Source organism: Streptomyces sp. NBC_00873, assembly GCF_045207415.1.
In the GTDB taxonomy this organism is placed as follows: Bacteria; Actinomycetota; Actinomycetes; order Streptomycetales; family Streptomycetaceae; genus Streptomyces.
Map to the genome: position 1 here is coordinate 7,000,614 of NZ_CP108803.1, position 26,268 is coordinate 7,026,881.

Here is a 26,268-nt window from a genome sequence, read left to right on the forward strand (position 1 = left end):
TCTCCTGCTTGAGGGGGTGGGAGGGCGGCGGTGCGCTCTTCGCCGCGCTCAGGTGTGGAACGGACCGATGCGGTAGAGCACTTCCGGCAGGTGCGTTCCTTCGGGGAACAGCCCGCCGTCGAAGAGCACTTCGCGCTCCAGAGCCACGTCATGGCGGAGTGCGTAGGAGGTGAACAGCCGGTCGGACGCGGTGTTGTCCGGGGTGACGGTGGTCTCGACGGAGGCCAGGCCCTGCACTGCGGCGACCCGCGCGGTCAGCGAGTCCAGCAGTTTGGCGGCCAGTCCGGTCCCGCGGTGGCCGGGGTCGACGGCCACCTGCCAGACGACGAGCGTCCCGGGGCGGTCGGGCCGGATGTATCCCGTCACGAAGGCGACCGGTTCACCGGTCTCGTCGCGGGCGACCACGGAGGTCGCCGCGAAGTCACGGCACCACAGCAGGTAGCTGTACGAGGAGTTGAGGTCCAGGACCTCGGAGTCACGGGCGATACGCCAGATCGCGGCTCCGTCTTCCACTCGCGGGGTGTCGATGGTGAGGAATTCGCTTCGGGCACGTGCAAAATCTGCTGGTGCGGTGGTCATGCGAATTGAATTTACCCAGCAAATTCTGAAATTGCATCGACGCAGAGGGTTGGGCGGAACGGGCCTGTGTGCTATCACGCGGGCGCGTGCCCGGGCGCGAAACGGTGAAGATTTCTACCGATATGTCCGCCACTTATCCGGCAAATCTTCCCCGGGTGTGGAGTCGGTCACAGAGCCGTAACTCCGCGGATGCGTGGCCGAATTGTGCGGATCGGCGCTGCTGAAACTTTAGAGTTTAGGGTCCGGGGAAGCGGGAAAAAGAATGCGGGGAGCTGCTCTGAATGGAACAGCTCCCCGCATTGATGAATTCGTGGCGTGCCGCCGCCGGATCCCGAATGGCGGACCCTCCTGAATTTATTCGCTCGGCCAGGTTTCCGAAACGGCCCTGCGGGCAGCTTCGAAGTCGACCGGCCGGCCCGCGTCGGCCAGCGCCGCCCCCAGAGCCGCGAGCGAGGACTGCACCGCGCCCCGCGTCGCGTCCACACCGTAGTGATTGACCCGGATCATCTCCTTGGACAGCGCCCCGCCGCCCGCGATCAGCGGCAGCGATGGGTCGGCCGCGAGTGCCTTGGCGACCAGCCCGGCGGCGTCGATCCCCGCCGGGGCGCGCAGCGTCGTGGCGACCGGCGCCGCGTCCCGCGCCTCGTGCACGTACGGCGCCAGGCCGCCGCTGAGCGCCACCGCGCCCGCCCGCGTCGCCGCGGCGGCCGCCGCGTGCCGGGCCATCAGCGCCTCCAGCCCCTCCGTCTCGATCCGCTCCACGCACGCCTCCAGCGCCAGCATCTCCAGCTGCGCGGGGGCGTGCAGGAGCGCCTTGCGGCCGCCGTCGATCCAGCGCTCCTTCCAGTCCAGGAGCGAGAGGTACGAGTGACGGGGGGCCTCGGGGTTGGCGGCGATCCGCTCCCAGGCGCGCCCGCTCACCGACACCGCCGACACCCCGGCCGGGCCGCCCATCGCCTTCTGCGCGCCGATCACGCACAGGTCGACGCCCCACAGGTCCGGCAGCAGCGGCTCGGCGCCCACCGAGGCGACGGCGTCCAGCATGAACAGCGCCCCGTGCGCCCGGACGACCTCACCGATCTCCGCGACCGGGTTGGTGTTGCCGGTCGCAGCCTCCGCGTGGACCAGCGAGACGAAGTCGATCTCCGGGTGCGCGGCGAGCGCCTGCGCGACCTGGTCGGCGGTGACCGCCGTGTGGAACGGCACCGCCAGATCGATGACATTGGCACCGCAGTCGCGCAGCCAGTTCCCGAAGGTCTGCCCGTACGGCCCCGTGACGACGTTCAGTGCGGTCGAACCGGGCCGGGCGCCGCCCCGGATGCAGCCTTCGAGGGGAAGCAGTGCCTCGCCCTGCATGATGACGACGTCCTGCTCGGTGGCGAGGAGGCCGGCCACCCGCCGCTCGATGGCGGCGAAGTGCGCGGCGGTGAGCGGGGCGAGGTCGAGGAAGGGGTGCGTCACGGTGGTGCTCTCTTCGGATCGGGTCGGCCTGCGGTTCGGCGTACGAACAGCGCTTCCGTCGAGAGTACCGAGGCCGCCACCGGCCGCCTCGTACAGTGCTGTCATGAGAGATCACACGGTGCAGCCGGTGCTGCATGTGAAGGGGCGGGTACTCGTCGGTCCCGACGACGTACGGGACGAGCTGTGGGCCGTCGACGGGCGGATCTCGTACGAGCGGCCGCCCGGCGCGGACGCGACGGAGACCGTCACCGGCTGGGTGCTGCCGGGCCTCGTGGACGCCCACTGCCATGTGGGGCTCGATCACCACGGCCCGGTCGACGCCGCCACGAGCGAGAAGCAGGCGCTCACCGACCGGGAGGCCGGCACGCTGCTCATCAGGGACGCCGGATCGCCCTCCGACACCCGGTGGATCGACGACCGCGAGGACCTTCCCAAGATCGTCCGGGCCGGACGTCATATCGCCAGGACCCGCAGGTACACCCGGAACTACGCCCATGAGATCGAGCCCGGCGACCTCGTCGCCTACGTCGCGCAGGAGGCGCGACGCGGCGACGGCTGGGTCAAGCTGGTCGGCGACTGGATCGACCGGGACGCCGGTGACCTGACCGCCTGCTGGCCGCGCGGCGAGGTCGAGGCGGCCATCGCCGAGGCGCACCGGCTCGGTGCCCGGGTCACCGCGCACTGCTTCGCCGCGGCTGCTCTCGTCGATCTCGTCGAGGCCGGGATCGACTGCATCGAGCATGCGACGGGACTGACCGAGGACACCATCCCGCTCTTCGCCGAGCGCGGCGTCGCGATCGTCCCGACGCTGGTCAACATCGCCACGTTCCCGGACCTCGCGGCCGGCGGCGAGGCCAAGTTCCCGCGCTGGTCGGCGCATATGCGGCGGCTGTACGAGCGTCGCTACGACACCGTGCGCGCGGCGTACGACGCGGGCGTGCCGGTCTTCGTCGGCACCGACGCGGGGGGCTCGCTGGCCCATGGTCTGGTGGCGGCGGAGGTCGCCGAACTGGTCACGGCGGGCATCCCGCCCCGCGAGGCGCTCTCGGCGACGGCCTGGGGTGCGCGCGCCTGGCTCGGGCGGCCGGGTCTCGAGGAGGGTGCCCCGGCGGATCTGGTGGTGTACGAGGAGGACCCGCGGGCGGATGTACGGGTGCTGGCGGCGCCGCGCCATGTGGTGCTGAACGGCCATGTGATCAGCTGATGCCGCCCCGGCGCCGCGTTGACAGCCAGTGACCGGATGGAGCTCGCGCTCGTTGAAGCACCTCAGCGCACACCCCGGCGCAGCCGGCCGGCACCTCGCACACGCTCAGCGGATCGGGTGACACCGAGGGGCGCACGCGCCGAGATATTCGAATACAGACACGGAAACCCCCCTTTGGGGTGAACTCACCTCAGGCTACTGTCAGTTCACCCTCTGTACGAAAAGATTCACGGAGTCGAGGCCACCGGTGCCCGCGATGTCCCCCGTTGGACGGCGCCGGTGGCTCCATGTCTCTTGTGGGGGTTCCACCATCTTGAACAGCAACACCTTCCGCCTTGCCGCACTGGCGGTTGCCGCCGCGCCCGTCGCCCTGCTGGTTGCCGCCCCGGCGCACGCCGCCGGGTCCACCACGACCACCGGCGGCGGGAAGGCGAGCGCGGTCGTGCTCCGCACCGCACTCGACGTCTCACTCCTGAACAAGACGGTCGACGTGCCGCTGAAGGCCACGCTCAACGAGGTGCACGCACCCGCGAGCGCCGAGGAGACCGCACTCAGCGTGCGGCTCGACGGCGTGTCGCACGGCCGCCCGGTCGACGTGCTGCGTGCCGACGTGGCCACGGCGGACGCGACCGTCGACAAGCACAGGGCCGAGGGCTACAGCAACCTCGCGAAGGCCCGCGTCCATGTGCCCGGACTGCCGCTGCTCTCGCTCATCGAGGTCGAGAAGGTCACCTCCAAGGCGGTCTGCGAAGTGGGTCACAAGCCCGTTGCCGAATCGAATGTGCTGGGCCATGTCAGGGTCCTCGGCCGGAAGGTCACGCTGACGGCGGGCGGCACGACACGGGTGGCGGTGCCCGGCGTCGGCGACGTCGTCCTCGACCTGTCGAAGACGCAGACCACGTCACGTACCGCCGCGGCGACCGCGCTGCAGCTGAAGGTGTCGGTCAACCCGCTCAAGCTCAATGTCGCCGACGTCCAGGGCGAGGTCACGCTCGCCGAGGCGACCTGTGAGACCCCGAAGGCGGCTGCTCCGAGCGCCGAGCCCACCGAGCCCGCGGGGGGCAACTCCGGCGGAGGCAACGGCGGCAGCACCGGCGGCGAGGTGAAGCCGCAGACCGGGACCGGCCACGCCCCGGCAGCGGTCGACACGAACCTCGCGGAGACCGGTGGCAGCTCCGCGACGCCGTACCTCGTGGGCGGAGCGGCGTTCCTGCTGGTGCTGGGTGCGGGCGCGACGGTCGTGGCACGCAGGCGCGCCCAGGACTGACACCGACCCGGCCCGAGGGGCGGGACAGGGGGAAATCAGGGGGCCTGGGGGAGCGGCGTTCGCACAGGGGCGAGCGCCGCTCCCCGTCAGCGGTTCCTGGGGGAGGCGAGCACCTGGAGCGCCTGATCGAGCGCCTGCAGAAAACGGTTGGTCGTCACGCGGTCGCGCACAGCCAGCCGCAGCCACTGCGGACCGAGCCCCGGGAACGTATCGCCACGCCGCGCCGCGAACCCCAGCGACCTCAGCCGCTCCCGCACCTCCGCCGCCCGCTCCAGCCGCACCAGTACGAACGGCCCCTCGGCAGGCTCCGCCACCCGCACTTCGGCGAACTCCACGAGCCCGGCGATCAGATGAGCCCGGTCCACCGCGATACGGTTCGCCGCCGCGGCCGCCTCCACCAGCGCCCGCGGCTCCATGCACGCCTCGGCCGCCGCCAGCGCGGGGGACGACACCGGCCACAGCGGCTGCGCCTCCTGGAGCGCGCCGATGGTCTCCGGGGAAGCCAGCACGTAACCGATCCGCAGCCCCGCCAGCCCCCATGTCTTGGTGAGGCTGCGCAGCACGACGAGGCCCGGGACGTCCGTACGTCCGCAGAGCGCCTCGCGCTCGCCCGGCACCGCGTCCATGAACGCCTCGTCGACCACCAACGTCCGCCCGGGGCGCGCCAGTTTCTCCAGTGCGGCCGTCGGATGCAGGACCGACGTCGGGTTGGTCGGATTGCCGACCACCACCAGATCCGCCTCCTCGGGCACGGCCGCCGGATCCAGTCGGAAACCGTCCTCCGCGCGCAGCAGCACCCGCCCCACCGTGTGCCCGGCCGCGCGCAACGCCGCCTCGGGCTCGGTGAACTGGGGATGGACGACGACCGGCCGCCGGGCCGGCAGTGCCCGCGCGATCAGCACGAACGCCTCCGCCGCACCCGCCGTCAGCAGGACCCGATCCACCGGCAGCCCGTGTCGCTGCGCGACCGCGGCCCGCGCACGGCCCCCGTCCGGATAGGCGGCGAGCGTGGAGAGGGACGCGGATATTCGCTCCTTCAGCCAGGCCGGGGGCGTATCGGTACGTACGTTGACGGCGAGATCGGTCAGATCACGGCCACGGACCTCCGCGTCGCCGTGGTGCCGCAGATCGTGCTGTCCGTCCGCGCGGTTGGCATCGGGTCTCTCAGTGGGAGTGTGCATGACTTCCAGGGGGGTGGGGGGTGAGTTCACGACGGTGGGATGGAGCGACGGCAGGACGACTATGTGCCCGGCACCGCACTCGACGCAATGGTCGGATCCGGATGCGCGTGCGAAGCCCGCCGGGCCACCGCACAGGTCACCTTCCCCACCCGCCCCACGGGGGTCGACTTCCGCTTCGGTACGAGGAGTTCGTCGGCGCGGACGAGAGCCGCCGCTTCCGCGACCGACGCCGAACCGACCGCGGCGAGCACGGCGTCCGACGGGTTCGGTACGGCGACCGCGGCGAGTTCCTCCGCGCTGTACCCGCGTACGGGAACGCCCAGCCGCGCCGCCGCTTTGACGATCCCCGGCTCCTCGGTCTTCGTGTCGAGGGTCGCCAACTCCACGACGCCGCGGGGCGACAGCCCCGCCTCGTGCAGTACGGACGAGACGAGCTCCAACACCTCACCGGCCGGCGCACCACAGCCCGCGCCGACCCCGACGACGAGCAGAACCATGGGGTGGGTCACACCGCGGACCTGTCGGCGAACCGCCGCGCGACACCCGGCGCCGAGGCCCAGTGCGTATGCAGATAGCTGGCATGGACGCCCTGCTGCACGAAGCCCTCCACGCGCCGCTCCGGCAGATGCATCCCCCAGGCGGGGGAGGCGCCGGCGCCCGGCTCCAGCACCGTGCGGTGGAACTCGTGCCCGCGCAGCCGTGTGCCGACCGCGGCCAGCGGACTGTCGGTGAGTGCCACGGCCTCCCGGTAGCCGAGTGTCAGCCGCTTCGACATCCGGCCGTCGGCGTCGAGCACCCCGCACATCGGCAGTCCGTCGAGCGAACGCGAGAGATAGAGCAGCCCGGCACACTCGGCGGCAAGGGGAGCCCCGGCGGCGGCGAGACCGGCAACGGCCTTGCGGAGCGGTTCGTTGGCGGACAGCTCGGGGGCGTACACCTCCGGGAACCCCCCACCGATGACGAGCCCACGGGTGCCCTCGGGCAGCGCTTCGTCCCGCAACGGATCGAACGTCACGACGTCGGCCCCGGCGGCGGCGAGGAGCTCGCTGTGCTCGGCGTAGGAGAACGTGAAGGCGGGCCCACCGGCCACGGCGACGACGGGCCGGCCACGACGCGGCCCGCCCGGGCCACCCTCGCCGTCGGCGTCCCTGCCTCCCCCCGCCTCCCGCACGGCCTCCACCGGGTCCCACGCCCCCGACGCGGCAGGCGTCCGCGGTGCCGACCGCGCCAACGCCATCAGCGCATCCAGGTCACATCCGCTCCGTACCTGCGCCCCCATCGCCGCGACAGCGGCCACCGCGTCGCCCCGCCGCTCGGCCACCGGCACCAGCCCCAGATGGCGCGAGGGCGTGGCCACCTGCTCGGCCCGCCGCAGCACCCCCATCACCGGCACGCCGGACTCGTCCAGCGCCTCCCGCAGCAGCATCTCGTGCCGGTCCGAGCCGACCTTGTTGAGGATGACCCCGCTGATCCGTACCTCCGGATCCCACGAGGCGAAGCCGTGTACCAGCGCGGCGACCGACCGCGACTGCGACGACGCGTCCACGACCAGCACCACCGGTGCCTGCAGCAGCTTCGCGACATGGGCGGTCGACGCCAGCTCGCCCCGCCCGGCCCGTCGCCCGCCACCACCCTGCCTGAGCGCTTCGCGCCCTGCCTGGATTCCGGCCCCGTCGTACAGCCCCATCACCCCCTCGACGATCGCCAGGTCGCACCCGTGCGCCCCGTGCGCGAACAACGGAGCGATCAGCTCCGGCCCGCACATGTACGCGTCGAGGTTGCGCCCCGCCCGCCCGGTGGCCAGCGAGTGATAGCCGGGGTCGATGTAGTCGGGCCCGACCTTGTGCGGCGACACGGCGAGACCGCGCTCCGCGAAGGCCGCCATCAGTCCCGTCGCCACGGTGGTCTTGCCGCTGCCGGAGGCCGGCGCGGCAATCACCAGTCGCGGAATGGTCACCACTCGATGCCCCTCTGGCCCTTCTGGCCGGCGTCCATCGGGTGCTTCACCTTGGACATGTCGGTCACCAGGTCGGCGGCCTCGACGAGCTTCTCCGGTGCGTTGCGCCCGGTGATCACCACATGCTGCGTCCCCGGACGGTTGCGCATCACCTCGACCACCTCGTCGGTGTCGATCCAGCCCCAGTGCATCGGGTACGCGAACTCGTCGAGGACGTACAGCTTGTACGTCTCGGCGGCCAGGTCGCGCTTGACTTGTTCCCAGCCCTCGCGGGCCTTCTCCTCGTTGTCCGCGTTGTCACCGTGCAGGCCGCGCTGGACCCACGACCAGCCCTCGCCCATCTTGTGCCAGGCGACCGTGCCGCCCTCACCGCTCGCGCCGAGGACCTTCAGCGCGTTCTCCTCCCCGACCTTCCACTTCGCCGACTTGACGAACTGGAACACCCCGATCGGCCAGCCCTGGTTCCAGGCGCGCAGCGCGAGCCCGAACGCGGCCGTCGACTTGCCCTTGCCGATACCGGTATGGACGAAGAGCAGCGGACGGTTGCGGCGCTGGCGCGTCGTCAGCCCGTCGTCCGGCACGGTGGTCGGCTGTCCCTGCGGCATTAGGCGGCCCTCCTGTTGGATCCGTTAGTTCCCTGAACTTCCCTGACGAGCCCGGCGATCGAGTCGGCCCGCAGCTCGTCGAGCGTGACGGCGGTGCCCCCGAGATCGCGGGCCAAGGAGCCGGCCAGCCCGAGCCGTACGACCCCCGACTCGCAGTCCACGACGACGGACGCCGTGCCCTCGGCCTCGTGCAGCCGCGCGGCCCGCGCCGCCAGGGCCACCGGCTCCTGGCCTCCGGTCGCCCGTCCGTCCGTCACCACGACCAGCAGCGCCCGCCGCGACGGATCGCGCAGCCGCTCCACCCGCAGGACGTCATGGGCCTTCAGCAGTCCGGCCGCGAGGGGAGTGCGCCCACCGGTCGGCAGCGTCTCCAGCCGCGCGGCGGCCGCGTCCACGGACGAGGTCGGCGGCAGTGCCACATCGGCGCCCCTGCCGCGGAAGGTGATCAGACCGACCTTGTCCCGCCGCTGGTACGCGTCCAGCAGCAGTGACAGCACCGCACCCTTCACGGCGCCCATCCGCTGCCGGGCGGCCATCGACCCGGACGCGTCCACGACGAAAAGAACGAGGTTCCCTTCGCGTCCCTCCCTGGTCACCTGCCGCAGATCATCCCGCCGCACCACCAGCCCCCGGCCCGACCGTCCGCGCGCACGCTGGTGCGGGGCGGCAGCCTGTACCGTCGCGGCGAGATGCAGTGTGGTCAGGGCCCCCTCGGGCCGCCGCGCCCCGGTCGTACGCCCGTGTTCGGTACGCGCCCGGGACCGCCGCCCCGCCGCGCCCTCGCCGAGCCCCGGCACGCTCAGCATCTTCGTGCGGAACGGCTCGGCAGCACGTACGGGCTGCTGCTCGCCGCCGTCGGCCGGCCGCCCCTGCGAGGGCAGTCCCGGCGTGTCGCCGTTCCCTGCCTCGGGCTGCGGCGGCGTGGCGGGCCCGTCCCCCTGAGGGGGCTGCCCACCGCCACCCGGCCCGTCCGGATCGGGTTCGTCCCCGCCCCCGTCCCCTTCACAGCTGTTCTGCTCCAGCGTGTCGTCGAGCTTGTCCTCGTCGAGACCGGGCGCGTCGAACGGATTGCGGCGGCGCCGGTGGGGGAGCGCGAGCAGGGCGGCCTGCCGGACGTCCTCGGCGAGCACGTCGGTACGTCCCGCCCACGCGGCCAGCGCGGTCGCGGTGCGGGCCATCACGATGTCGGCGCGCATCCCGTCGACCTCGAAGGCCGCGCAGGTGGCGGCGATCTGCCGCAACGCAGGGTCTCCCAGAACCACGTGGGGAAGGAGCGCCCGCGCGGCGGCGATCCGCTCCCGCAACTCCCCTTCCTCCTCGGCCCACCGGGCGGCGAACCCGGCCGGATCGTCGTCGTACGCGAGCCGCCGGCGTACGACCTCGACCCGCTGATCGGTGTCGCGTGACGCGGCGACCTCGACGGTCAGCCCGAACCGGTCGAGCAACTGCGGCCGCAGCTCGCCCTCTTCGGGGTTCATCGTTCCGACGAGCAGGAACCGCGCGGCATGCCGTACGGAGACGCCTTCGCGTTCCACGTACGAGGCACCCATGGCAGCCGCGTCCAGCAGCAGATCCACCAGGTGGTCATGGAGGAGGTTGACCTCGTCGACGTACAGGATTCCGCGATGCGCATCGGCGAGGAGCCCCGGCTCGAACGCCTTGACCCCCTCGGCGAGCGCCCGCTCGATGTCGAGCGCCCCGACGAGCCGGTCCTCGGAGGCGCCCACCGGCAGTTCCACGGTCCGCGCCGCCCGCGACACGCCGCCCCCGGCCTCGTGGGGCCCATCGGGACACGCCGGGTCGGGCGACACCGGGTCACACGAGAACCGGCACCCGGAGACGACATCGACCTCGGGCATGAGCGCGGCGAGCGCCCGCACGGCGGTGGACTTGGCGGTCCCCTTCTCCCCACGCACGAGCACACCACCGACAGCGGGCGATACGGCGTTCAGCAACAATCCGAGCCGCAGATCGTCCTGCCCGACGATGGCAGTAAACGGATACGGGGTACTCACAAAGCCTCCTTGACGACGTCATCCATCCAAGAACCGGTGACCCGTTCCGGCCCGCCACTCAGCCCGTCCGGCCCGCTGGCCGGCGCTTCCGGGCGACTGCTCAGCCCGTCCGGCGCCTGAGGACCGGGGCCCGGGGCGGAGACCCGGTCACGGGAAGGCGCGGGCCGGGGAACGGAGCCCGCCGCAGGCGTCCCCCTCACGCCAACCCCCCAGCCACCCCGGCCCCACGGCCCCCACGGGCCGCCGGCACCTCCGGCGCCCCAGGGCCCACAAAGGGCAGTCCCTCCGGCACCCCTGCCTCGATCAACCGCATCAACGCCCCCGTATCCGCGTGCTCCTCGATCAGATCCCCCAGCCGATCCAGCTGCTCCTCCCGCAACGCCCCGAAACTCGTGTCGGGTGCGGCCACGAACCGCCGTCCTGCCGCCCGCGCCACCTCCCCCAGGAACCGCCGCCGGAACGCATCGCTCTCCAGCGACCCGTGCCAGTGCGTCCCCCACACCGCGCCGACCCGGCACCCGTCCAGGAACGGCTCGCCGCCCCGCACATCGGCGACCCCGTGGTGGATCTCGTACCCCTCCACCGGCTCCCCGAGCGCCGTACCGGCCGGCCGGGCGAGGGTCTTCTCGTGGTCGAACCGGATCCGTACCGGCAGCAGTCCGAGCCCGTCGACCCGCCCTGCCCGCGACTCCACCTCGTCCTCGATCTGCTCCGCGAGCACCTGGAACCCGCCGCAGATGCCGAGCACCGGACGCCCCTGCGCCGCCCGTCGCAGCAGCGCGTCGGCCAGCCCCCGTTCCCGCAGCCAGGCCAGCGCCTTCACCGTCCCGCGCGTGCCCGGCACGATCACCAGATCCGCGTCGGCCAGCTCCTCCGCCCGGTCCACGAACCGCACCACGACACCCGGTTCGGCGGCCAGCGCGTCCACATCGGTGAAGTTCGACATCAGCGGTACGGCGCACACCGCGACCCGCAGCACGTCCTCGCCGTGCGGCGGTGCGACGACCGACTCGCGTACGGCCCCGCGGAGCGAGACCCGCAGCCCGTCCTCCTCGTCGATGCCCAGACCGTGGGCGAACGGCAGCACTCCGTACGTCCGCCGCCCGGTCAGTCCGTGCAGCATGTCGAGACCCGGCTCCAGGAGCGACACGTCGCCGCGGAACTTGTTGACCAGATAGCCGGCGATCAGCGCCTGGTCCTCGGCGCCGAGCAGCGCCGTCGTGCCGAAGAACGAGGCGAAGACGCCACCGCGGTCGATGTCGCCGACGACGACGACGGGGAACCGCGCGGCCCGCGCGATCCCCATGTTCACGATGTCGGTGCGCCGCAGATTGATCTCGGCCGGGCTGCCCGCCCCCTCGCAGATCACGGCGTCATAGGTGCCCCGAAGCTCCTCCAGACAGTCCACGACCGTACCGAGCAGGGATTCCTGCCGCCCTCCGTGGTAACCGCGCGCGCTCATCTCGCCCACCGGCCTGCCCATCAGGACGACCTGACTGGACCGGTCGCTGCCGGGCTTGAGCAGCACCGGGTTCATCAGCGCGGTCGGTTCCACCCGGGCGGCCTGCGCCTGCATCGCCTGCGCGCGTCCGATCTCCGCGCCCTCGCGGGTGACGAACGAGTTCAGCGACATGTTCTGCGCCTTGAACGGCGCGACCTTCACGCCCTGGCGCACCAGCCACCGGCAGATGCCTGCCGTGACGACGCTCTTGCCCGCGTCCGACGTGGTTCCGGCGACCAGCAGTCCGCCGCTCATTTCCCGCTCCGTCCTGCGGCCGGACGCCGCCCCGAGGGTGACCACCGTCCCGCGATCAGCCGGCCCGCCGCGCACACGCCGAGGGCCAGCACCCCCACCCGGCGCGACAGCCGCACCGCGCGCTCGATGTCCCCGGTCTCCACCGCACGGCCGGTCGCGCCGTTCAGCACCGGCCGGTGCTCGACACGCCCGCCGTACGCGAGGGTCCCGCCGAGCCGTACGCCGAGCGCCCCCGCGAACGAGGCCTCCACCGGACCCGCGTTGGGGCTCGGATGCCTGCCCGCGTCCGCCCGCCAGGCCCGCAATGCTCGCCGTGGCTGCCCCCCGGCGACCATGGCGAGCGCGGCGGTGAGCCGGGCGCCGGGCCAGCCCGCGACGTCGTCCAGGCGGGCCGAGGCCCAGCCGTAGCGCAGATGGCGGGGCGACTTGTGCCCGACCATCGCGTCGAGGGTGTTGACGGCGCGGAAGGCGACGAGTCCGGGCACGCCGCCCAGCGCGCCCCACACGAGGGCACCGACCACCGCGTCCGAGGTGTTCTCGGCCACGGACTCCACCACGGCGCGCGCGATCTGCGGCCCGTCGAGGGAGTGCGGGTCGCGCCCGCACAGATGGGGGAGCCGCTCCCGGGCCAGCTCGATGTCACCGGCGGCGAGCGCGCCACCGATGGCGCGCGCCTCGCGACCCAGCGAGGTGCCGCCGACGACGGACCAGGTGGCGGCCGCGGTCAGGGCGACGGAGGCGGCGGGATGACGGCGTACGGCACGGGCGGCCAGCGCGGCTCCACCCGCAGCGCCTCCGGCGCAGACCAGGGTGTGCAGGGCGCCCCACCCGCGGTGGTCGCGCCACAGACGCCGTTCGACGCCCGCCGCGGCCCGCCCGAAGGCGGCGACCGGATGCCCCCGGCGGGGATCACCGAGCAGCAGATCGCCGATCAGGCCGGCGGCGGCGCCGTACGCGAAGATGCGGTCGGCTCGCACGGCTCAGCCGGCCGCGCTGCCTCGAAGGACCTCGGTACAGCCGGCTCCTGGTGAGAGCGGCACAGAAACGGCGGACGCACGGCAGCCGGGCATGGCGATATGTCCTCACTCAGGGTCCGCGCCCTGGTTCGACGTGACCGGCGGCGAGAGTCTCCTGGCTCCCGGATCCGCAGTTCCCCCGGCCTTCCAGCCCGCATGCGCGGGCCGTGACTTCCGGTGTGGGGGACTGCTCCCCGGTGACAGTGGCGGGACCGCGCCGGATTCGCACCGGCTTCCTCTGCTGTCGCCGTAAATGGCTCCGGCAGTCCACCACGCTCCGCGAACGCCCGTCAACCTGGCGTTGACCTGCGGCGGTGCAGTGTGCGCAGACGCACATCGGGCCGGACACACGCGAGGTGTGTCCGGCCCGATGAGGGAGTGCGGGAAGGGGCTCAGGCGACGATCAGATAGATCCCGTACGCGACCGCGGCCGCGCAGAGCCCGAAGCAGAGGTACGCGCCCGCGCGGGCGAGCACCAGGGAGCCTCCGGTGGAGCCGTCCTGTGCGGCCGGTTCCGGCTGCTTGGAGAGGCCGACGATGCCCAGGGTGAAGAGGCCCACCAGTGCGACGGTGACGACGAGCGAGACGCCGAAAACGGAGCCGAGAGCTGCCCAGTCGATGTTCATGGTGATCTGTCCTTACACCGTGGCGGGCCGCGCCGGATCGGCGGCGACGGTTCCGGGCTGGGCCGGGATGGTGGTCTTGAGGTCCGTGGTCGTGGCCACTGCCGTGGCGACCGCGGCCGCCCCGGCGGGCGGCGGCGGGGTGACGGCCGCGATGGCCACTGCCGTGGCGACCGCGGCCGCCCCGGCGGGCGGCGGCGGGGTGACGGCCGCGATGGCGGTGGTGATGACACCCGCCGGTTCGGCGTCCTCGCCGGTGGGCGCGACATCGTCGTGCCCGACCGGCTTGCGCCGGGACAGCAGCCAGATCGCGCCGGAGCCCGCGACGAGCAGGACGGCGACGACGGCGACACCCCAGGTGCCCTGCTTGGTGAGGAACTCCGCGCCCGCGCCGACCAGACCCGCGGCCGGCAGGGTCAGACCCCAGGCGACGAACATCCGGGTCGCGGTGGACCAGCGGACCACGCCGCCCCGGCGGCCGAGCCCCGCACCCATCACGGCGCCGGAGCAGGACTGGGTGGTGGAGAGGGAGAAGCCGAGGTGCGAGGAGGCCAGGATGACCGTGGCCGCGCTGGTCTGGGCGGCGAAGCCCTGCGGCGGCTTGAGCTCGGTGAGGCCGCTGCCCATGGTGCGGATGATGCGCCAGCCGCCCAGGTAGGTGCCGAGCGCGATGGCCAGACCGGCGGAGACGATCACCCAGACCGGCGGGTTCGAGCCGGGGGACAGGACGCCACCGGTGACCAGGGCCAGGGTGATGACGCCCATGGTCTTCTGCGCGTCGTTGGTGCCGTGGGCGAGCGAGACCAGTCCGGCCGAAGCGATCTGGCCGGCCCGGTAGCCCTTGGCGGTGGCCTTCTCCTGGGCGTCGTCACGGATCCCGCCGCCGATCCGGTAGGTCAGCCTGGTCGCCAGCAGTGCGGCGAGACCGGCGACGACCGGGGCGGCGACCGCGGGAAGCAGCACCTTGGTGACGACGGTGCCGCCGTCGACCGAGGACCAGCCCGCCGACATCACCGCGGCGCCGATCAGGCCGCCGAAGAGTGCGTGGGACGAACTGGACGGCAGGCCGACCAGCCAGGTCAGCAGATTCCACAGAATGGCGCCGACGAGGGCCGCGAAGATGACTTCTGTCCGCAGCCCGTCCTCGTTGATGATCCCGCCGGAGATCGTTTTGGCGACCTCCACCGACAGGAACGCGCCGACGAGGTTGAGAGCGGCGGACATGGCCACCGCTGTCTTGGGTTTGAGGGCACCGGTCGAGATGGTGGTCGCCATCGCGTTCGCGGTGTCGTGGAAACCGTTCGTGAAATCGAACACTAGAGCTGTCACGATCACAATCGCGAGGAGCAGCGTGATGTGTTCCATTTACCCAGGCAATCGTTCGACGTCATTGGCACGTGGAACGTAGGCAACCTGGGTGAACGGAAGATGAACTGAGCGGGGCTCTGTGGTGACTCCAAACGGAGTTGAGTCATTCTCTTTGTCGGGCCACCGACAGTCGATGCGGGACGCAGCGCCTGCTGTGGCCGGATTTCGCCCCTCCCGCCCCGCTTCACGCCCCGCGATCCGAGGCCCGGAAACCTCCGAAAAGAGACGTGGGTCACCCGAGGTCTCCTGCCGCGTCGGCCCCGCTGACAGGATTCCCCCATGATCGATCACCACGAGGACGCACACAACGGGCACAACGGGCGCGATGCGAACGACGCACGCGACGCGATCGAGCAGGCCTGGAACGGTGTCGTCGCCACCGCCCGCAGGACCGCGACGGAGGGCCTGGTCGTCGGCACCTCGGGCAATGTGTCGGCGCGGGTCGGCGACCTCGTCCTGGTCACGCCGAGCGGTGTGCCGTACGACCGGCTCGGCCCCGGCGACACCGTGGCCGTCGACCTCCACGGCAACCAGGTACTCGGCGCCCTCGCCCCGACCAGCGAACTCCCGCTCCACCTGGCGGTCTACCGCAACACCGACGCCGCCGCCGTCGTGCACACGCACGCCGTGCACGCCACGGCCGTCTCCACCCTCGTCCCCGAGGTCCCGCTGGTGCACTACGCCGCCGCCATGCTCGGCGGCCCCGTCCGTACCGCGGCCTACGCGCGCTACGGAACACAGGAGCTGGCCGAGCACATGCTGGCCGCCCTGCGCGACCGCACGGGCTGTCTGCTCCGCAACCACGGAACCGTCACCTACGGATCCACCCTCGACCAGGCCTACGACCGCACCGCCCAGCTGGAATGGATGTGCAGGCTCTGGCTCACCGCGAGCTCCGTACCCGGCCACACCCCGTCCCTGCTCTCCCTCGCCCAGCTGCGCGACGTGCAGGACGCCCTGAAGAGGTACGGACAACCCGGCTGACCGGGAGTCCCGGCGAGCCACCGGACAGCCCCCGTCCACTGGCAGGGCGCGGCACACCCCCGGACACTGAAGCAGTGCGCCCGGCAACAGCGGCGGCAGCAGCCGTCACCACCATCCTCGGCGTCGGCGCGGCAGCGGTCGTGGCCGGCCGGTACGCCAGCGACGCCGCCCTGAGGGCGCCGTCCGGACGTCCGCTCCCCGCCGACCGGAAACTCACCGTGCACGCCACGGCGGCCGGGCAGGTCACACTGACCCGCTCCTTCGCCGCGCTCCGGCCCGGTAGGTACGGACTGGTGGGCGACGGCGTCCAGGCCGTCGTCGGCCCGGTGATCGAGCAGGCACCGCACGCCGCCGACGCCGTCGTACGCAGACTGGAACGCGTCAACGACGGCACCCTGGAACCAGGCACCCAGGTCCGGATCACCCCCGCGCTGTACAGCGGCGACCCAGGCACGGCCCTCGGCCTCGACCACGAGGACGTCGAGATCCCCGGTGAGCTCGGCATCCTGCCCGCCTGGTTCGTGCCCGGTCCCCGGGACACCTGGGTCATCGCCGTGCACGGCCTCGGCACCACCCGCGAACACCCCATGAACATCATGGAGTTCCTGCACGGGCTGCGGCTGCCGGTCCTCGGCCTGGCCTACCGCGGCGACCCCGGAGCCCCGCGCTCCCCGGACGGACTCGCCCACCTCGGCGAGTCCGAATGGCGCGACCTGGACGCGGCCGTCCGCTTCGCCGTGCGGTACGGTGCCGAGAAGGTCGTCCTGCACGGCTGGTCCACCGGCGCCTCCATGGCCCTGCACGCGGCCGTCAACTCCGCGCTCCGCACGCGGATCTGCGGCCTCGTCCTGGACTCCCCGGTGCTCGACTGGGCCACCACCCTGCGCGCCCTGGCCACCGCCCGCGGCGTCCCGTCCCCGCTGCTGCCGCTCGCCCTGCGCGCCGCCCAGGGCCAGACCGGTCTGCGCGGCTCCCGGCTCCTCGACACCTCCCTTCCGCAGGCCCTGCACGTCCCGACGCTGATCTTCCACGGCCCCGACGACACCCTGGCCCCCTGGCAGCCGAGCCGGGAGCTCGCCGAGCGCCGTCCCGACCTGGTCGCCCTGCATCCCGTACCGCAGGCTCCGCATGCGGCGATGTGGAATGCCGATCCGGCCCGCTACGAAGAGGCCCTGCGGCGCTTCCTCACGCCCCTGATGTGAGCTGATACGAGGGATCGGCCGGTCGGTACCGTCCGGGCCTGCAGCCCCCTTCCGCCGCGAATCCGGGTTCCGTTTGGGCTTTCGGGCCGTCAGAGGCAAGACTGCTCCCCGTGACGTCCCGTACCCCGCGCGACTCCAGGCTGCGACTTGTCCGCCCGCGACCCCTTGCCACCGCCCGCAAGGCCGTGACCACCCGGCGCACCAGGCCGGCCCCCCGCCCGCCCGAGGGCACCCCGCCCCGTGCGGAACTGGCCCGCCAGGCAAGGGCCGCGCTCGCCGACGCCGTACGGATCGCCCGCTGGGCCGCCGACGGCGCGAGCCCCGGCACGGCCCCGCTCGCCGCCCACGCTCTCGAACGGGCTGCGACCGCACTGGAATTGTCCCCGGCGCAGGTCCGCTCCGGCTGGGACCGGGCCCGCCTGGCCGGCCTCGTCGAACTCCACGGCGAGACCGCACGACCCGGCTGGCGGCTGCGCGCCTGGGACCGCGACGACTCCGCCGTGCTCCGTGGCTGGGTGGCGCTCTTCGACGCCTGGTCGCTCGTCCACCCGGCGCCCGAGGACATCGAGTCCACCGCGGTCGCCGAAGCCGTCGAGGCCGTACCCCAGGTGCTCTCCCTCCTGCAGCTCTCGGCGGGCCCGGTCACCGTGCCCGCCCTCCTCGATCTCCTCGGCCAGCGCGTCGCCGAACTCCACGAGGAGCGGTGCGAGGTGCCGTACGGACCGGAGGCGTCGGCCGGACCGGCGGAACCCGCTCCCACCGCGCACCCCGCCGCCCTGGTCGCGCTGCTCCTCGACTGGGCACTGGAGGGACTGGCCGCCGTCGGCGCACTCACGCTCGGCGCCGGTCATGCCACCCTCACCCCGCTCGGCAACTGGGCCGTCTGGGTCAAGCTGGAACAGATCTGCGTCGCCGCCCAGAGCCCGGCCGGGAACATCGAGCAGTCCGCCGCCGACATGCTGCTCGGCTGTGCCCGGCTCACCCCCGGACCGGCCCGCGCCGAATACCGCGCCTGGCTGGCCGCCCGCCCCGTCGGCAGCGCCGTCGCCGAACTGCTCGCCGTTGCCCGCGGCGAGGACGCGCTGCTGCGCGGACTAGCCTTCGAGGCACTCCGGGTCGTCGGCGCCCCGGCCGAGCCGGTGGTGCGCTCCGTCGTCACCGACCCGTCGCTGCGCCCGTACGCGCTGCTCTGGCTGGCCGAGTACGACGGAGCCGACCCCGAGGATGCCCAGGAGGTCCTCAGTCGCGAGGAAGCCACCTGGCTCTGGGTCGACACCGCGGCGGCCGTCGCCGACCACGGCGAGACGGCACTGCTGGTCCGTCATCTCGACTCCGCCGTCCAGGGCACGGTCCCGGCGCTGCTGGACGAGGTCCGGGCCGTCGGCCACCCGCGCACCGTCCAGGTGCTGGTGGCGCTGGCCGCCGCCCATCCGGACCCCGCGCTGGCCAAGGCCCTCCGCCGGGCCGCCTTCCAGGTGCACACCGGCGGCGCGTAGGAATAAGACCGACCGGGGACGCGGACGCGGTCAGTCCGCGGACCCCGGGGCGTACGTCCCGAAGCTCCACACATTGCCCTCCGCGTCACGCGCCATGTAGTCGCGCGACCCGTAGTCCTGATCCGTGGGCGGCATCAGGATCTCCACCCCGTACTCCACGGCCCGCGCATGGTGCGCATCGACCTCGTCCACCACGACGTACACCCCGCTCGGTCCGGCATCCGTCATCGCCTTGGCGAAGATCCCCCGCGCCCCTTGGAGCCCAGCATCACCCTGCCGTTGCCGCAGGACAGCTCCGCGTGCAGCACCGTGCCGTTCTCGCCCTCGTACACCGCTTCCTCGGTGAACCCCAGCCCCTCCGTCAGCGTCCTGATCGCGGCCTTCGCGTCGTCGTACAGAATCGTCGGATAGATCGTCGGAACCCCGGCCGGTGCGCCTGCCATGGCGCTCACCTCTTTTCGCTCTCCGTTGTGATCTGCGTCTCAGTCTTCCGTCGGCCACCGGCAGTGGCCGGTTCGGCCGCGCGGCCGTCGTCGAACTGCATGGGTCACCACTCTCCGGTCCGGCCGCGGCTGCCTCACCGCACTGCGCCGAGTATCGGATGGTTCACACCGCTATGCCTGTTCTGGTTGCCGGATGGAGGCAGGGTGGCGGCGCCGGAGGGCGTCCTGGGCGAGTGATCGGCAAATGCCGTAGGAGCATGCGGAAAAGCAGTTGCACACCGCCAGTAGAATGGCCCGTATGGCAATTCTCCTTGTGCATGAGTAGCGGCGTCGAGTCGAGACTCTGAAGTCGTCCCGTCCGCCGTCCATCACCGCCCTGGAGTTTTTCCGTGATCACCGCTTCCGGTATCGAGCTGCGTGCCGGCGCCCGCATCCTCATCGAGTCCGCCAACTTCCGTATCGCCAAGGGTGACCGCATCGGCCTCGTCGGCCGCAACGGAGCGGGCAAGACCACCCTCACCAAGTGCCTCGCCGGCGAGGGCACACCGGCCGGCGGCACCATCGCCCGCTCCGGTGAGGTCGGCTACCTCCCGCAGGACCCGCGCACCGGTGATCTCGACGTCCTCGCCCGCGACCGCATCCTGTCCGCCCGTGGTCTCGACGAGATCCTGCGCAAGATGCGTGAGAACGAGGACCGGATGGCGAACGGCAAGGGCGCCACCCGCGAGAAGGCGATGAAGAAGTACGAGCGGCTGGAGACGGAGTTCCTCACCAAGGGCGGTTACGCCGCCGAGGCCGAGGCCGCCACCATCGCCGCCGCGCTCAGCCTGCCCGACCGGGTGCTCGGACAGCCGCTCCACACGCTCTCCGGCGGTCAGCGCCGCCGTGTCGAGCTGGCCCGCATCCTGTTCTCGGACGCAGACACCCTGCTCCTCGACGAGCCGACGAACCACCTCGACGCCGACTCCATCGTCTGGCTGCGCGACTACCTGAAGAGCTACCGCGGCGGCTTCGTCGTGATCTCCCACGATGTCGACCTCGTCGAGACGGTCGTCAACAAGGTCTTCTACCTCGACGCCAACCGCTCGCAGATCGACATCTACAACATGGGCTGGAAGCTCTACCAACAGCAGCGCGAGGCCGACGAGAAGCGCCGCAAGCGTGAGCGCCAGAACGCCGAGAAGAAGGCGGCTGCGCTCAACTCGCAGGCCGACAAGATGCGCGCCAAGGCGACCAAGACCGTCGCCGCGCAGAACATGGCCAAGCGCGCAGAGCGGCTGCTCTCCGGCCTGGAGGCCGTCCGGGTCTCCGACAAGGTTGCCAAGCTGCGCTTTCCCGAGCCCTCGCCGTGCGGCAAGACCCCTCTGATGGCGGAGGGACTGTCCAAGTCCTACGGTTCGCTCGAAATCTTCACCGACGTGGACCTCGCCATCGACAAGGGCTCCCGCGTCGTCATCCTCGGCCTCAACGGTGCGGGCAAGACCACCCTGCTCAGGCTCCTCGGCGGTGCCGAGAAGCCCGACACCGGCGAGGTCATCGAGGGCCACGGGCTCAAGCTCGGCTACTACGCCCAGGAGCACGAGACCCTCGACCCGGAGCGCACGGTCCTGGAGAACATGCGCTCCGCCGCCCCGGATCTCGACCTCGTCGAGGTCCGCAAGACGCTGGGCTCGTTCCTCTTCTCCGGCGACGACGTCGACAAGCCGGCCGGCGTGCTCTCCGGCGGTGAGAAGACCCGTCTGGCGCTCGCGACCCTGGTGGTCTCCTCCGCCAATGTGCTGCTTCTCGACGAGCCGACGAACAACCTCGACCCGGCCAGCCGCGAGGAGATCCTCGGCGCGCTGCGCACGTACAAGGGCGCGGTCGTCCTCGTCACGCACGACGAGGGTGCGGTCGAGGCGCTCCAGCCGGAGCGGATCATCCTGCTGCCGGACGGCGTCGAGGACCTGTGGGGTGCGGATTACCGGGACCTGGTCGCCCTGGCCTGATTCCCGCGGTCCGGGCGGTTTCCTTGCCCGCTGTCGGCTGATCCACGCCGACTGGATCATTCGGCCTACGCGTGATCCATCATCTGCGTGAGGACCTCTCGTATCTCGGCGCGGCGCCCGGCAGATACCTGCCGGGCGCACCCATGTGGAGCCGTTCCCCCTCATACGGCCCTGACCTGGCTCTTCGTCTCAACTCCGTGCCGGAATGCCCCCGAAGCCTGGCGGAATGCGAGATTCCGATCGTGAAGGCGTATTCCCGGGGTGCGAAACCGGTTGTACAGACCTTGCCGAATGGGTGGCCAGGAAGCCCCCGAGGGGTGATCATGAGAATCCAGAGCGCACTTCCCATGAGGAGGCACGGGTGGCCGAGACTCTGAAGAAGGGCAGCCGGGTGACCGGCACCGCGCGCGACAAGCTCGCGGCAGACCTGAAGAAGAAGTACGACTCCGGTGCGAGCATCCGGGCGTTGGCCGAAGAGACCGGCCGCTCCTACGGATTCGTCCACCGGATGCTCAGCGAGTCCGGAGTCACGCTGCGGGGACGCGGCGGAGCGACACGGGGCAAGAAGGCTGCCACGGCCTGACGGCCTCAGGCCCTGTCGGCGAACTGCCGTCTGCCGCCCTTGGGGCGAGTACGGCAGCTCGACGAGGGGGACCTGGGCGGATCGGGGCACGTCGCAGGACGGACATGCCCCGAGGGCTCACCGGTTTCGGGCGGTGGCCGCCCGGTCGACCATGCGGCCGACCGGGTGGTTACTGTTCAGTCACTTAGTTGGACATGCTGACTGCACCCGACCCGGAGGCGCCCCATGACCTCGCTCGACTCTGTGCTCGACCAGGACGGCGTACGACTCACCGTCGATGACGCGGTTGCCACGGTGACCCTCACCAATCCGGCCAAGCGCAACGCTCAGTCTCCCGCTCTGTGGCGGGCGTTGACAGAGGCCGGACGGGCGCTGCCCGGCAGCGTGCGGGTCGTCGTGCTCCGTGGCGAGGGTAAGTCCTTCTCCGCGGGGCTCGACCGGCAGGCGTTCAGCCCCGAGGGGTTCGACGGTGAGCCGTCCTTCCTCGACCTGGCGCGCGGCAAGGAGTCCGAGCTCGACGCGACCATCGCCGAGTACCAGGAGGCGTTCACCTGGTGGCGCCGCAACGACATCGTGTCGGTCGCGGCGGTCCAGGGGCATGCGATCGGTGCCGGCTTCCAGCTCACTCTCGCCTGCGATCTGCGGATCGTCGCCGAGGACGTGCAGTTCGCCATGCGTGAGACCAGCCTCGGCCTGGTCCCCGACCTCACCGGCACGCACCGCCTGGTGCACCTGGTCGGATATGCCCGCGCGCTCGAAATCTGCGCCACCGGCCGCTTCGTCCACGCGGAGGAGGCCGAGCGCACCGGTCTCGCCAACCTCGTGGTCCCCGCCGACGAGCTCGACGCGGCGACCCGTGACCTGTCCGCGCTGCTGCTGGCGGCCCCGCGTGACGCCGTCGTCGAGACCAAGGCGCTGCTGAGCGGTGCGGTCTCGCGTACGTACGAGGACCAGCGCACCGCCGAGCGCGCGGCCCAGGGCCGCCGCCTCCGCGACCTCGCGGGTCTCACCGACTGAGAACACGGCACCGGGCGTCTCCGCAGCGGGAGCCGCCCGGTCACTCCGCGTGCGTCGCGGTGGCGACGATTCAGGCCGGCCGGCAATTGGGGGGCGGCGTCACGGGGCTGGGGCACGCACCTCGCGGCGTTGTCGTCAATCACCATGTTCCCCGAGCTCTCGGCTTCGCTCGAGCAGGGGAGGCCCCATTCGCCATGGCTCAATCCTCCGCCTTGCGATGCACGCACCCCAGCCCCGCTCCTTCACCCACCCCCCAATTGCCGGTCGGCCTCAGGGTCACTTCGTGTGCCCCAGGGCCGTGACGGTCCCGGTGGCTCCGCGTCCACCACCGCGGCGGCCGGTCCGTTCATCCCGCGTCCACCACCGCGGTGACCAGCACGGTCACCGGCGGATGTCCGTCCACGGCGTCCGCCACCGCCGTTCGCACCGCCCGTGCCACATCGAGCGCCCGGTGGTTCGCGTCCGTCGCCAGCTCGACCCGCACATGGTCCGCGGCCGTATGCACCGCGCTGCCCAGCACACGGGTCAGCGTCGCGACACCGGGGACAGCGGCCGCCGCCGTCCCCGCCGCGCCCTCCGGCTCCGCCCCGCGCACCGCGGCAGGCTCCGGGGACGCCCGGTCGGGGACCGTGTCCAGCAGCTCCGTCACCTGTAGATCCACCTCGCCGACCACCAGGCCGAGCCGTTGCGTGGCCGCCGTCAGCAGGGCCGAGCGCAGGGCGGCCGCGGCGGCGGGCAGCGGCCGGTCGGCCGTCGCCGACATCGTCGCCTCGATCCGCAGCGGCCCGGGTGGCAGCGCGCTCGGCGGCGACGGCAGTGCCGGGTCCGGGGCCGCGTCGGGGTCCGCCACGGTGATCCGTACGTCCCCGAGCACCGGGCCGGTCCCCGATGCGCCCACCGAGCGCCGCAGCACCGAGATGACGGCCCGCTCCGCGATCCACGCACCGTCCGCCGGACCACCCAGGGGGAGCAGTCTGCCCAGTCCGAGCCTCTGCCGTACCGCCGCCGCCCATCCGTCGGCCCTGTGCGGGCTGTCAGCCGTCGTCATTGCACCAGCCTGCCGCATCCACGGCGCGAGACGGGGCAAGCGCACCTAATGTGGGCAAGGAAGTCCAACCCTGCCCCGAAGGGAAGAGTGGCGATGACCGATACCCCGCAGCGGAACCGGCCCGAGAACCCCGACAGCGCGACAGGGGACGACAGCACGAAGAGTCCGCTGACCAAGCGCGGCGGAGGAGATCCCGCCACCCGCGGCCGTACCACCATCGCGGACGGTGTGGTCGAGAAGATCGCCGGTATGGCGGCGCGCGACGTGGTCGGTGTCAACGCGATGGGCAGCGGCCTGTCCCGTACCTTCGGTGCGGTGCGCGACCGGGTCCCCGGCGGCGGCAAATCGGTCACCCGTGGCGTCAAGGCGGAGGTCGGCGAGTCGCAGACCGCCCTCGACCTGGAGATCGTCGTCGACTACGGCGTGTCGATCGTCGATGTCGCCCGTGACGTACGGGAGAACGTCATCGCGGCGGTCGAGCGGATGACGGGCCTCGATGTCGTCGAGGTCAATATCGCGGTCAGCGATGTGAAGCTGCCCGACGAAGAGGGCGAGGACCATTCCGAGCCACGTCTCCAGTAGGCCTCCCACCCGAGGCAGTTGAGGAGCGCACGATGAGCATGGCCGTGGTCGGCATGGTGGCCGGCATGGCGCTCGCATTCGCCGGGTACTTCGGCGGATTCGGGGCCTTTCTGCTTGTCGCCGCATTGGGAGCGATCGGCTACGTCGCCGGTCGCTTCCTGGACGGCGATCTGGAGCCCGGCGACTTCTTCCGGAGTCGCGGGCGCGGCGACAGACGGCGGTGACGGCGTTGTCGGGGGTGCTCGGCCGGGTCCCTGCCGCGGAACGGGGCGAGACCCGGATCGCCGACCGGGTCGTCGCGAAGATCGCCGCACAGGCGGCGAAGGAGGCTGTCATCGAGCCGCCGCGGGAGGGTGCCTCGCCGCGCGCCACTGTCACGGTGCACCGTGACACCGCCCGGGTACGGGTCAGTCTGGAGCTCGGATATCCCACCGACATCGGCCGCCAGTGCGGTGCCGTGCGTCGGCACGTCATCGAACGGGTAAAGGCGTTGGCGGGGATGGAAGTGCCCGAAGTGGCCGTACAGGTCGAGCGTCTGCACCCTGCGGGAGCGAGCGCCGCGACACAGGGGAGGATCCGATGACCGAGCCCCAGGAGCCGGAGAACAGCACGCGGCGCCTGCCCACCGGCGACCCCGTGGAACGCGGTGGCGGACTGGCTCTCGACCAGTCCGCCTCCGCCGCGGCGTACGACCCGGCGCCGGTGAAGGAGCGCAGCGGCGGCAGCGCCGGCCGCTTCTGGTCCGCGCGCCGCATCCCGGCCGGGCTCCTCGCGCTGGTGATCCTCGGCGGATCCGGCCTGCTGCTGTACGACGTGGCGGCGGTACGGGCCCATCACCCGGCCATGCACTGGCGCCGCGCGCTCGCCGACGAGCTGGCGGAGCGGCCGCTGGACAATGTGTGGGTGGTGGCCGGTGCCGCGCTCGCCATGGCGATCGGTGTGTGGCTGATCGTGCTCGCCGCCACACCCGGTCTGCGCGACGTGCTGCCGATGCGCCGCGACTATCCGGGGGTACGGGCCGGGCTCGACCGGACCGCCGCCGCCCTGGTCCTGCGCGACCGGGCCGTGGAGGTGTCCGGCGTGCAGTCGGTGCGGGTCCGGATGGGGCGCGCCAAGGTCGCGGTGCGTGCCGTGTCGCACTTCCGCGAACTCGACGATGTACGGGCCGACTTGGACACCGTACTGGGCACGGGGATCGAGGAACTGGGCCTGGCGAAGCCGCCGAGCCTGTCCGTGCATGTCCGCCGTCCGGCGAAGAAGGGGTGACCGCGGTGCTCAGGACCGTCAACCGGGTACTGCTCGCACTGGCCGGACTGGTGCTGATCTGCGGCGGCGGCGCGGTGCTCGCCGCCGGGCTCGGCCTTTCCGTGCCGTCCTGGTGGCCGTGGGACGGCAGGACCGATGTGCTGCTCAGCAGGGCCGCCCGGGACCGCTGGCGTGCCGACGGCTGGTGGTGGCCGACCGTCCTCGTGGTCCTCGCGGTCCTCGTCGTCCTCGCGTTGTGGTGGTTCCTCGCCCAGCTCCGCCGCGCCCGCCTCGCCGAGGTGCTGGTCGACAGCGGCGACGGCGAGGGGGCGCTGCTGCGCGGCCGGGCCCTGGAGGGCGTGCTCGCCGCGGAGGCGGGGACGCTGGACGGGGTGGCCCGCGCCCAGGTGATGCTGGTCGGCCGGCGCAGCACGCCACGGGCGCGGATCCGGCTGCTGATGGAACCGCACGCGGCACCGGACGAGGCCCTCGGCCGCCTCACGGACGAGGCCCTGGCTCACGCGAGGGACTCGGCGGGCCTGGCGGAACTGCCGGCGGAAGTGCGGCTGAGGGCCGTCAAGCACCGTGCGGAACGCGTGAGTTGAGGGCGGGGCGTCCGGCAGCGGCAGAATCGAGCCCGACGAGGGG

The 26,268-nt window shown here is 72.1% G+C and carries 23 protein-coding genes, 2 pseudogenes and 1 riboswitch; of the genes and pseudogenes, 13 read left to right on the forward strand and 12 right to left on the reverse strand.

The features are described from left to right. Nucleotides 1-48: 48 nt before the first annotated feature. Complete coding sequence (ectA, locus tag OH809_RS32300; protein ID WP_406418268.1) at nt 49-579, reverse strand: diaminobutyrate acetyltransferase; 531 nt, start codon at nt 577-579, stop codon at nt 49-51. Nucleotides 580-933: 354 nt separating this feature from the next. Further along, entirely contained in the window at nt 934-2,040 is a 1,107-nt protein-coding gene (locus OH809_RS32305) for a pyridoxal-phosphate-dependent aminotransferase family protein (protein WP_406424863.1), read from the reverse strand. A 127-nt stretch (nt 2,041-2,167) separates the two neighbouring features. On the opposite strand from OH809_RS32305, the gene OH809_RS32310 reads away from it, so the two are divergent. Both OH809_RS32310 and OH809_RS32315 read left to right on the forward strand, forming a co-directional pair. Next, entirely contained in the window at nt 2,168-3,244 is a 1,077-nt protein-coding gene (locus OH809_RS32310) for an amidohydrolase family protein (RefSeq protein WP_406424861.1), read from the forward strand. Between the two features lie 313 nt (nt 3,245-3,557). Next, nucleotides 3,558-4,511 (forward strand): SCO1860 family LAETG-anchored protein, encoded by a 954-nt coding sequence (locus tag OH809_RS32315; protein ID WP_406418266.1) that lies wholly within the window; start codon nt 3,558-3,560, stop codon nt 4,509-4,511. 86 nt (nt 4,512-4,597) lie between these two features. On the opposite strand, the pseudogene cobC reads toward OH809_RS32315, so the two are convergent. The 8 genes and pseudogenes from cobC to OH809_RS32355 all read right to left on the reverse strand — a co-directional run. Then, a pseudogene (cobC, locus tag OH809_RS32320) lies at nt 4,598-6,180 on the reverse strand (Rv2231c family pyridoxal phosphate-dependent protein CobC); the annotation flags it as partial. A gap of 17 nt (nt 6,181-6,197) precedes the next feature. After that, on the reverse strand, nt 6,198-7,652 hold the full coding sequence (locus OH809_RS32325; RefSeq protein ID WP_406418265.1) for a cobyrinate a,c-diamide synthase: 1,455 nt from the start codon (nt 7,650-7,652) through the stop codon (nt 6,198-6,200). Continuing rightward, nucleotides 7,646-8,254: a cob(I)yrinic acid a,c-diamide adenosyltransferase gene (cobO, locus tag OH809_RS32330; protein WP_030920034.1), complete on the reverse strand. Its 609-nt coding sequence runs from the start codon at nt 8,252-8,254 to the stop codon at nt 7,646-7,648. The genes OH809_RS32325 and cobO overlap by 7 nt, the downstream gene beginning before the upstream one ends. Further along, complete coding sequence (locus OH809_RS32335; protein ID WP_406418263.1) at nt 8,254-10,269, reverse strand: putative cobaltochelatase; 2,016 nt, start codon at nt 10,267-10,269, stop codon at nt 8,254-8,256. Before OH809_RS32335 ends, cobO begins: the two co-directional genes overlap by 1 nt. A gap of 196 nt (nt 10,270-10,465) precedes the next feature. After that, entirely contained in the window at nt 10,466-12,025 is a 1,560-nt protein-coding gene (locus OH809_RS32340) for a cobyric acid synthase (RefSeq protein WP_406418261.1), read from the reverse strand. Next, the gene (locus OH809_RS32345) at nt 12,022-13,002 is read right to left on the reverse strand and encodes a cobalamin biosynthesis protein (protein WP_406418260.1); all 981 of its coding nucleotides are present in this window, start codon (nt 13,000-13,002) and stop codon (nt 12,022-12,024) included. Before OH809_RS32345 ends, OH809_RS32340 begins: the two co-directional genes overlap by 4 nt. A 147-nt stretch (nt 13,003-13,149) precedes the next feature. Next, nucleotides 13,150-13,281, reverse strand: a riboswitch (cobalamin riboswitch). Between the two features lie 152 nt (nt 13,282-13,433). Beyond that, a complete protein-coding gene (locus tag OH809_RS32350) occupies nt 13,434-13,667 on the reverse strand; it encodes a hypothetical protein (RefSeq protein WP_406418258.1) in 234 nt (77 codons plus the stop codon). Between the two features lie 12 nt (nt 13,668-13,679). Then, nucleotides 13,680-15,029, reverse strand: a complete 1,350-nt coding sequence (locus OH809_RS32355) for an anion permease (protein WP_406418256.1) — start codon at nt 15,027-15,029, stop codon at nt 13,680-13,682. A 282-nt stretch (nt 15,030-15,311) separates the two neighbouring features. Between OH809_RS32355 and OH809_RS32360 the strand changes: the two genes are divergently transcribed. From OH809_RS32360 to OH809_RS32370, 3 genes are all read left to right on the forward strand, one after another. Next, the gene (locus OH809_RS32360; RefSeq protein ID WP_406418254.1) at nt 15,312-16,016 is read left to right on the forward strand and encodes a class II aldolase/adducin family protein; all 705 of its coding nucleotides are present in this window, start codon (nt 15,312-15,314) and stop codon (nt 16,014-16,016) included. A 74-nt stretch (nt 16,017-16,090) separates the two neighbouring features. After that, nucleotides 16,091-17,218, forward strand: a complete 1,128-nt coding sequence (locus OH809_RS32365) for an alpha/beta hydrolase (protein ID WP_406418252.1) — start codon at nt 16,091-16,093, stop codon at nt 17,216-17,218. 185 nt (nt 17,219-17,403) lie between these two features. Further along, nucleotides 17,404-18,714: a hypothetical protein gene (locus tag OH809_RS32370; protein WP_406424859.1), complete on the forward strand. Its 1,311-nt coding sequence runs from the start codon at nt 17,404-17,406 to the stop codon at nt 18,712-18,714. A 30-nt stretch (nt 18,715-18,744) separates the two neighbouring features. Here the strand turns inward: OH809_RS32370 and OH809_RS32375 are convergent. Beyond that, nucleotides 18,745-19,157: pseudogene (locus OH809_RS32375) on the reverse strand (VOC family protein). A 389-nt stretch (nt 19,158-19,546) separates the two neighbouring features. Between OH809_RS32375 and OH809_RS32380 the strand changes: the two are divergent. The 3 genes from OH809_RS32380 to OH809_RS32390 all read left to right on the forward strand — a co-directional run bounded on the left by OH809_RS32380 (nt 19,547) and on the right by OH809_RS32390 (nt 22,745). Next, nucleotides 19,547-21,145: an ABC-F family ATP-binding cassette domain-containing protein gene (locus OH809_RS32380; RefSeq protein ID WP_406418250.1), complete on the forward strand. Its 1,599-nt coding sequence runs from the start codon at nt 19,547-19,549 to the stop codon at nt 21,143-21,145. A gap of 361 nt (nt 21,146-21,506) precedes the next feature. Beyond that, entirely contained in the window at nt 21,507-21,728 is a 222-nt protein-coding gene (locus OH809_RS32385; protein ID WP_037691626.1) for a helix-turn-helix domain-containing protein, read from the forward strand. Nucleotides 21,729-21,953: 225 nt separating this feature from the next. Next, nucleotides 21,954-22,745: an enoyl-CoA hydratase/isomerase family protein gene (locus OH809_RS32390; RefSeq protein WP_406418248.1), complete on the forward strand. Its 792-nt coding sequence runs from the start codon at nt 21,954-21,956 to the stop codon at nt 22,743-22,745. 346 nt (nt 22,746-23,091) lie between these two features. On the opposite strand, the gene OH809_RS32395 is transcribed toward OH809_RS32390, so the two are convergent. Next, nucleotides 23,092-23,793 (reverse strand): hypothetical protein, encoded by a 702-nt coding sequence (locus tag OH809_RS32395; protein WP_406418246.1) that lies wholly within the window; start codon nt 23,791-23,793, stop codon nt 23,092-23,094. Between the two features lie 93 nt (nt 23,794-23,886). Here OH809_RS32395 and OH809_RS32400 point away from each other — a divergent pair, with 93 nt between their 5' ends. The 5 genes from OH809_RS32400 to amaP are packed head-to-tail and all read left to right on the forward strand — an operon-like array spanning nt 23,887 to nt 26,225. Next, entirely contained in the window at nt 23,887-24,375 is a 489-nt protein-coding gene (locus OH809_RS32400; protein ID WP_406418244.1) for an Asp23/Gls24 family envelope stress response protein, read from the forward strand. Between the two features lie 32 nt (nt 24,376-24,407). Then, a complete protein-coding gene (locus OH809_RS32405) occupies nt 24,408-24,599 on the forward strand; it encodes a hypothetical protein (RefSeq protein ID WP_406418243.1) in 192 nt (63 codons plus the stop codon). Between the two features lie 5 nt (nt 24,600-24,604). Then, on the forward strand, nt 24,605-24,958 hold the full coding sequence (locus OH809_RS32410) for an Asp23/Gls24 family envelope stress response protein (protein ID WP_406424857.1): 354 nt from the start codon (nt 24,605-24,607) through the stop codon (nt 24,956-24,958). Beyond that, nucleotides 24,955-25,641 carry a DUF6286 domain-containing protein gene (locus OH809_RS32415; protein WP_406418241.1) on the forward strand — a complete coding sequence of 229 codons (687 nt, stop codon included), beginning with the start codon at nt 24,955-24,957 and terminating at the stop codon, nt 25,639-25,641. Before OH809_RS32410 ends, OH809_RS32415 begins: the two co-directional genes overlap by 4 nt. Beyond that, nucleotides 25,638-26,225 carry an alkaline shock response membrane anchor protein AmaP gene (gene amaP, locus OH809_RS32420; protein WP_406418239.1) on the forward strand — a complete coding sequence of 196 codons (588 nt, stop codon included), beginning with the start codon at nt 25,638-25,640 and terminating at the stop codon, nt 26,223-26,225. The genes OH809_RS32415 and amaP overlap by 4 nt, the downstream gene beginning before the upstream one ends. Nucleotides 26,226-26,268 lie beyond the last annotated feature (43 nt).

Coding starts and splice junctions, on each gene's coding strand:
- ectA (WP_406418268.1), bottom strand. CDS start 579: ATGACCACCGCACCAGCAGATTTTGCACGTGCCCGAAGCGAATTCCTC.
- cobO (WP_030920034.1), bottom strand. CDS start 8,254: ATGCCGCAGGGACAGCCGACCACCGTGCCGGACGACGGGCTGACGACG.
- OH809_RS32340 (WP_406418261.1), bottom strand. CDS start 12,025: ATGAGCGGCGGACTGCTGGTCGCCGGAACCACGTCGGACGCGGGCAAG.
- OH809_RS32350 (WP_406418258.1), bottom strand. CDS start 13,667: ATGAACATCGACTGGGCAGCTCTCGGCTCCGTTTTCGGCGTCTCGCTC.
- OH809_RS32355 (WP_406418256.1), bottom strand. CDS start 15,029: ATGGAACACATCACGCTGCTCCTCGCGATTGTGATCGTGACAGCTCTA.
- OH809_RS32360 (WP_406418254.1), top strand. CDS start 15,312: ATGATCGATCACCACGAGGACGCACACAACGGGCACAACGGGCGCGAT.
- OH809_RS32390 (WP_406418248.1), top strand. CDS start 21,954: ATGACCTCGCTCGACTCTGTGCTCGACCAGGACGGCGTACGACTCACC.
- OH809_RS32395 (WP_406418246.1), bottom strand. CDS start 23,793: ATGACGACGGCTGACAGCCCGCACAGGGCCGACGGATGGGCGGCGGCG.
- OH809_RS32400 (WP_406418244.1), top strand. CDS start 23,887: ATGACCGATACCCCGCAGCGGAACCGGCCCGAGAACCCCGACAGCGCG.
- OH809_RS32405 (WP_406418243.1), top strand. CDS start 24,408: ATGAGCATGGCCGTGGTCGGCATGGTGGCCGGCATGGCGCTCGCATTC.
- OH809_RS32415 (WP_406418241.1), top strand. CDS start 24,955: ATGACCGAGCCCCAGGAGCCGGAGAACAGCACGCGGCGCCTGCCCACC.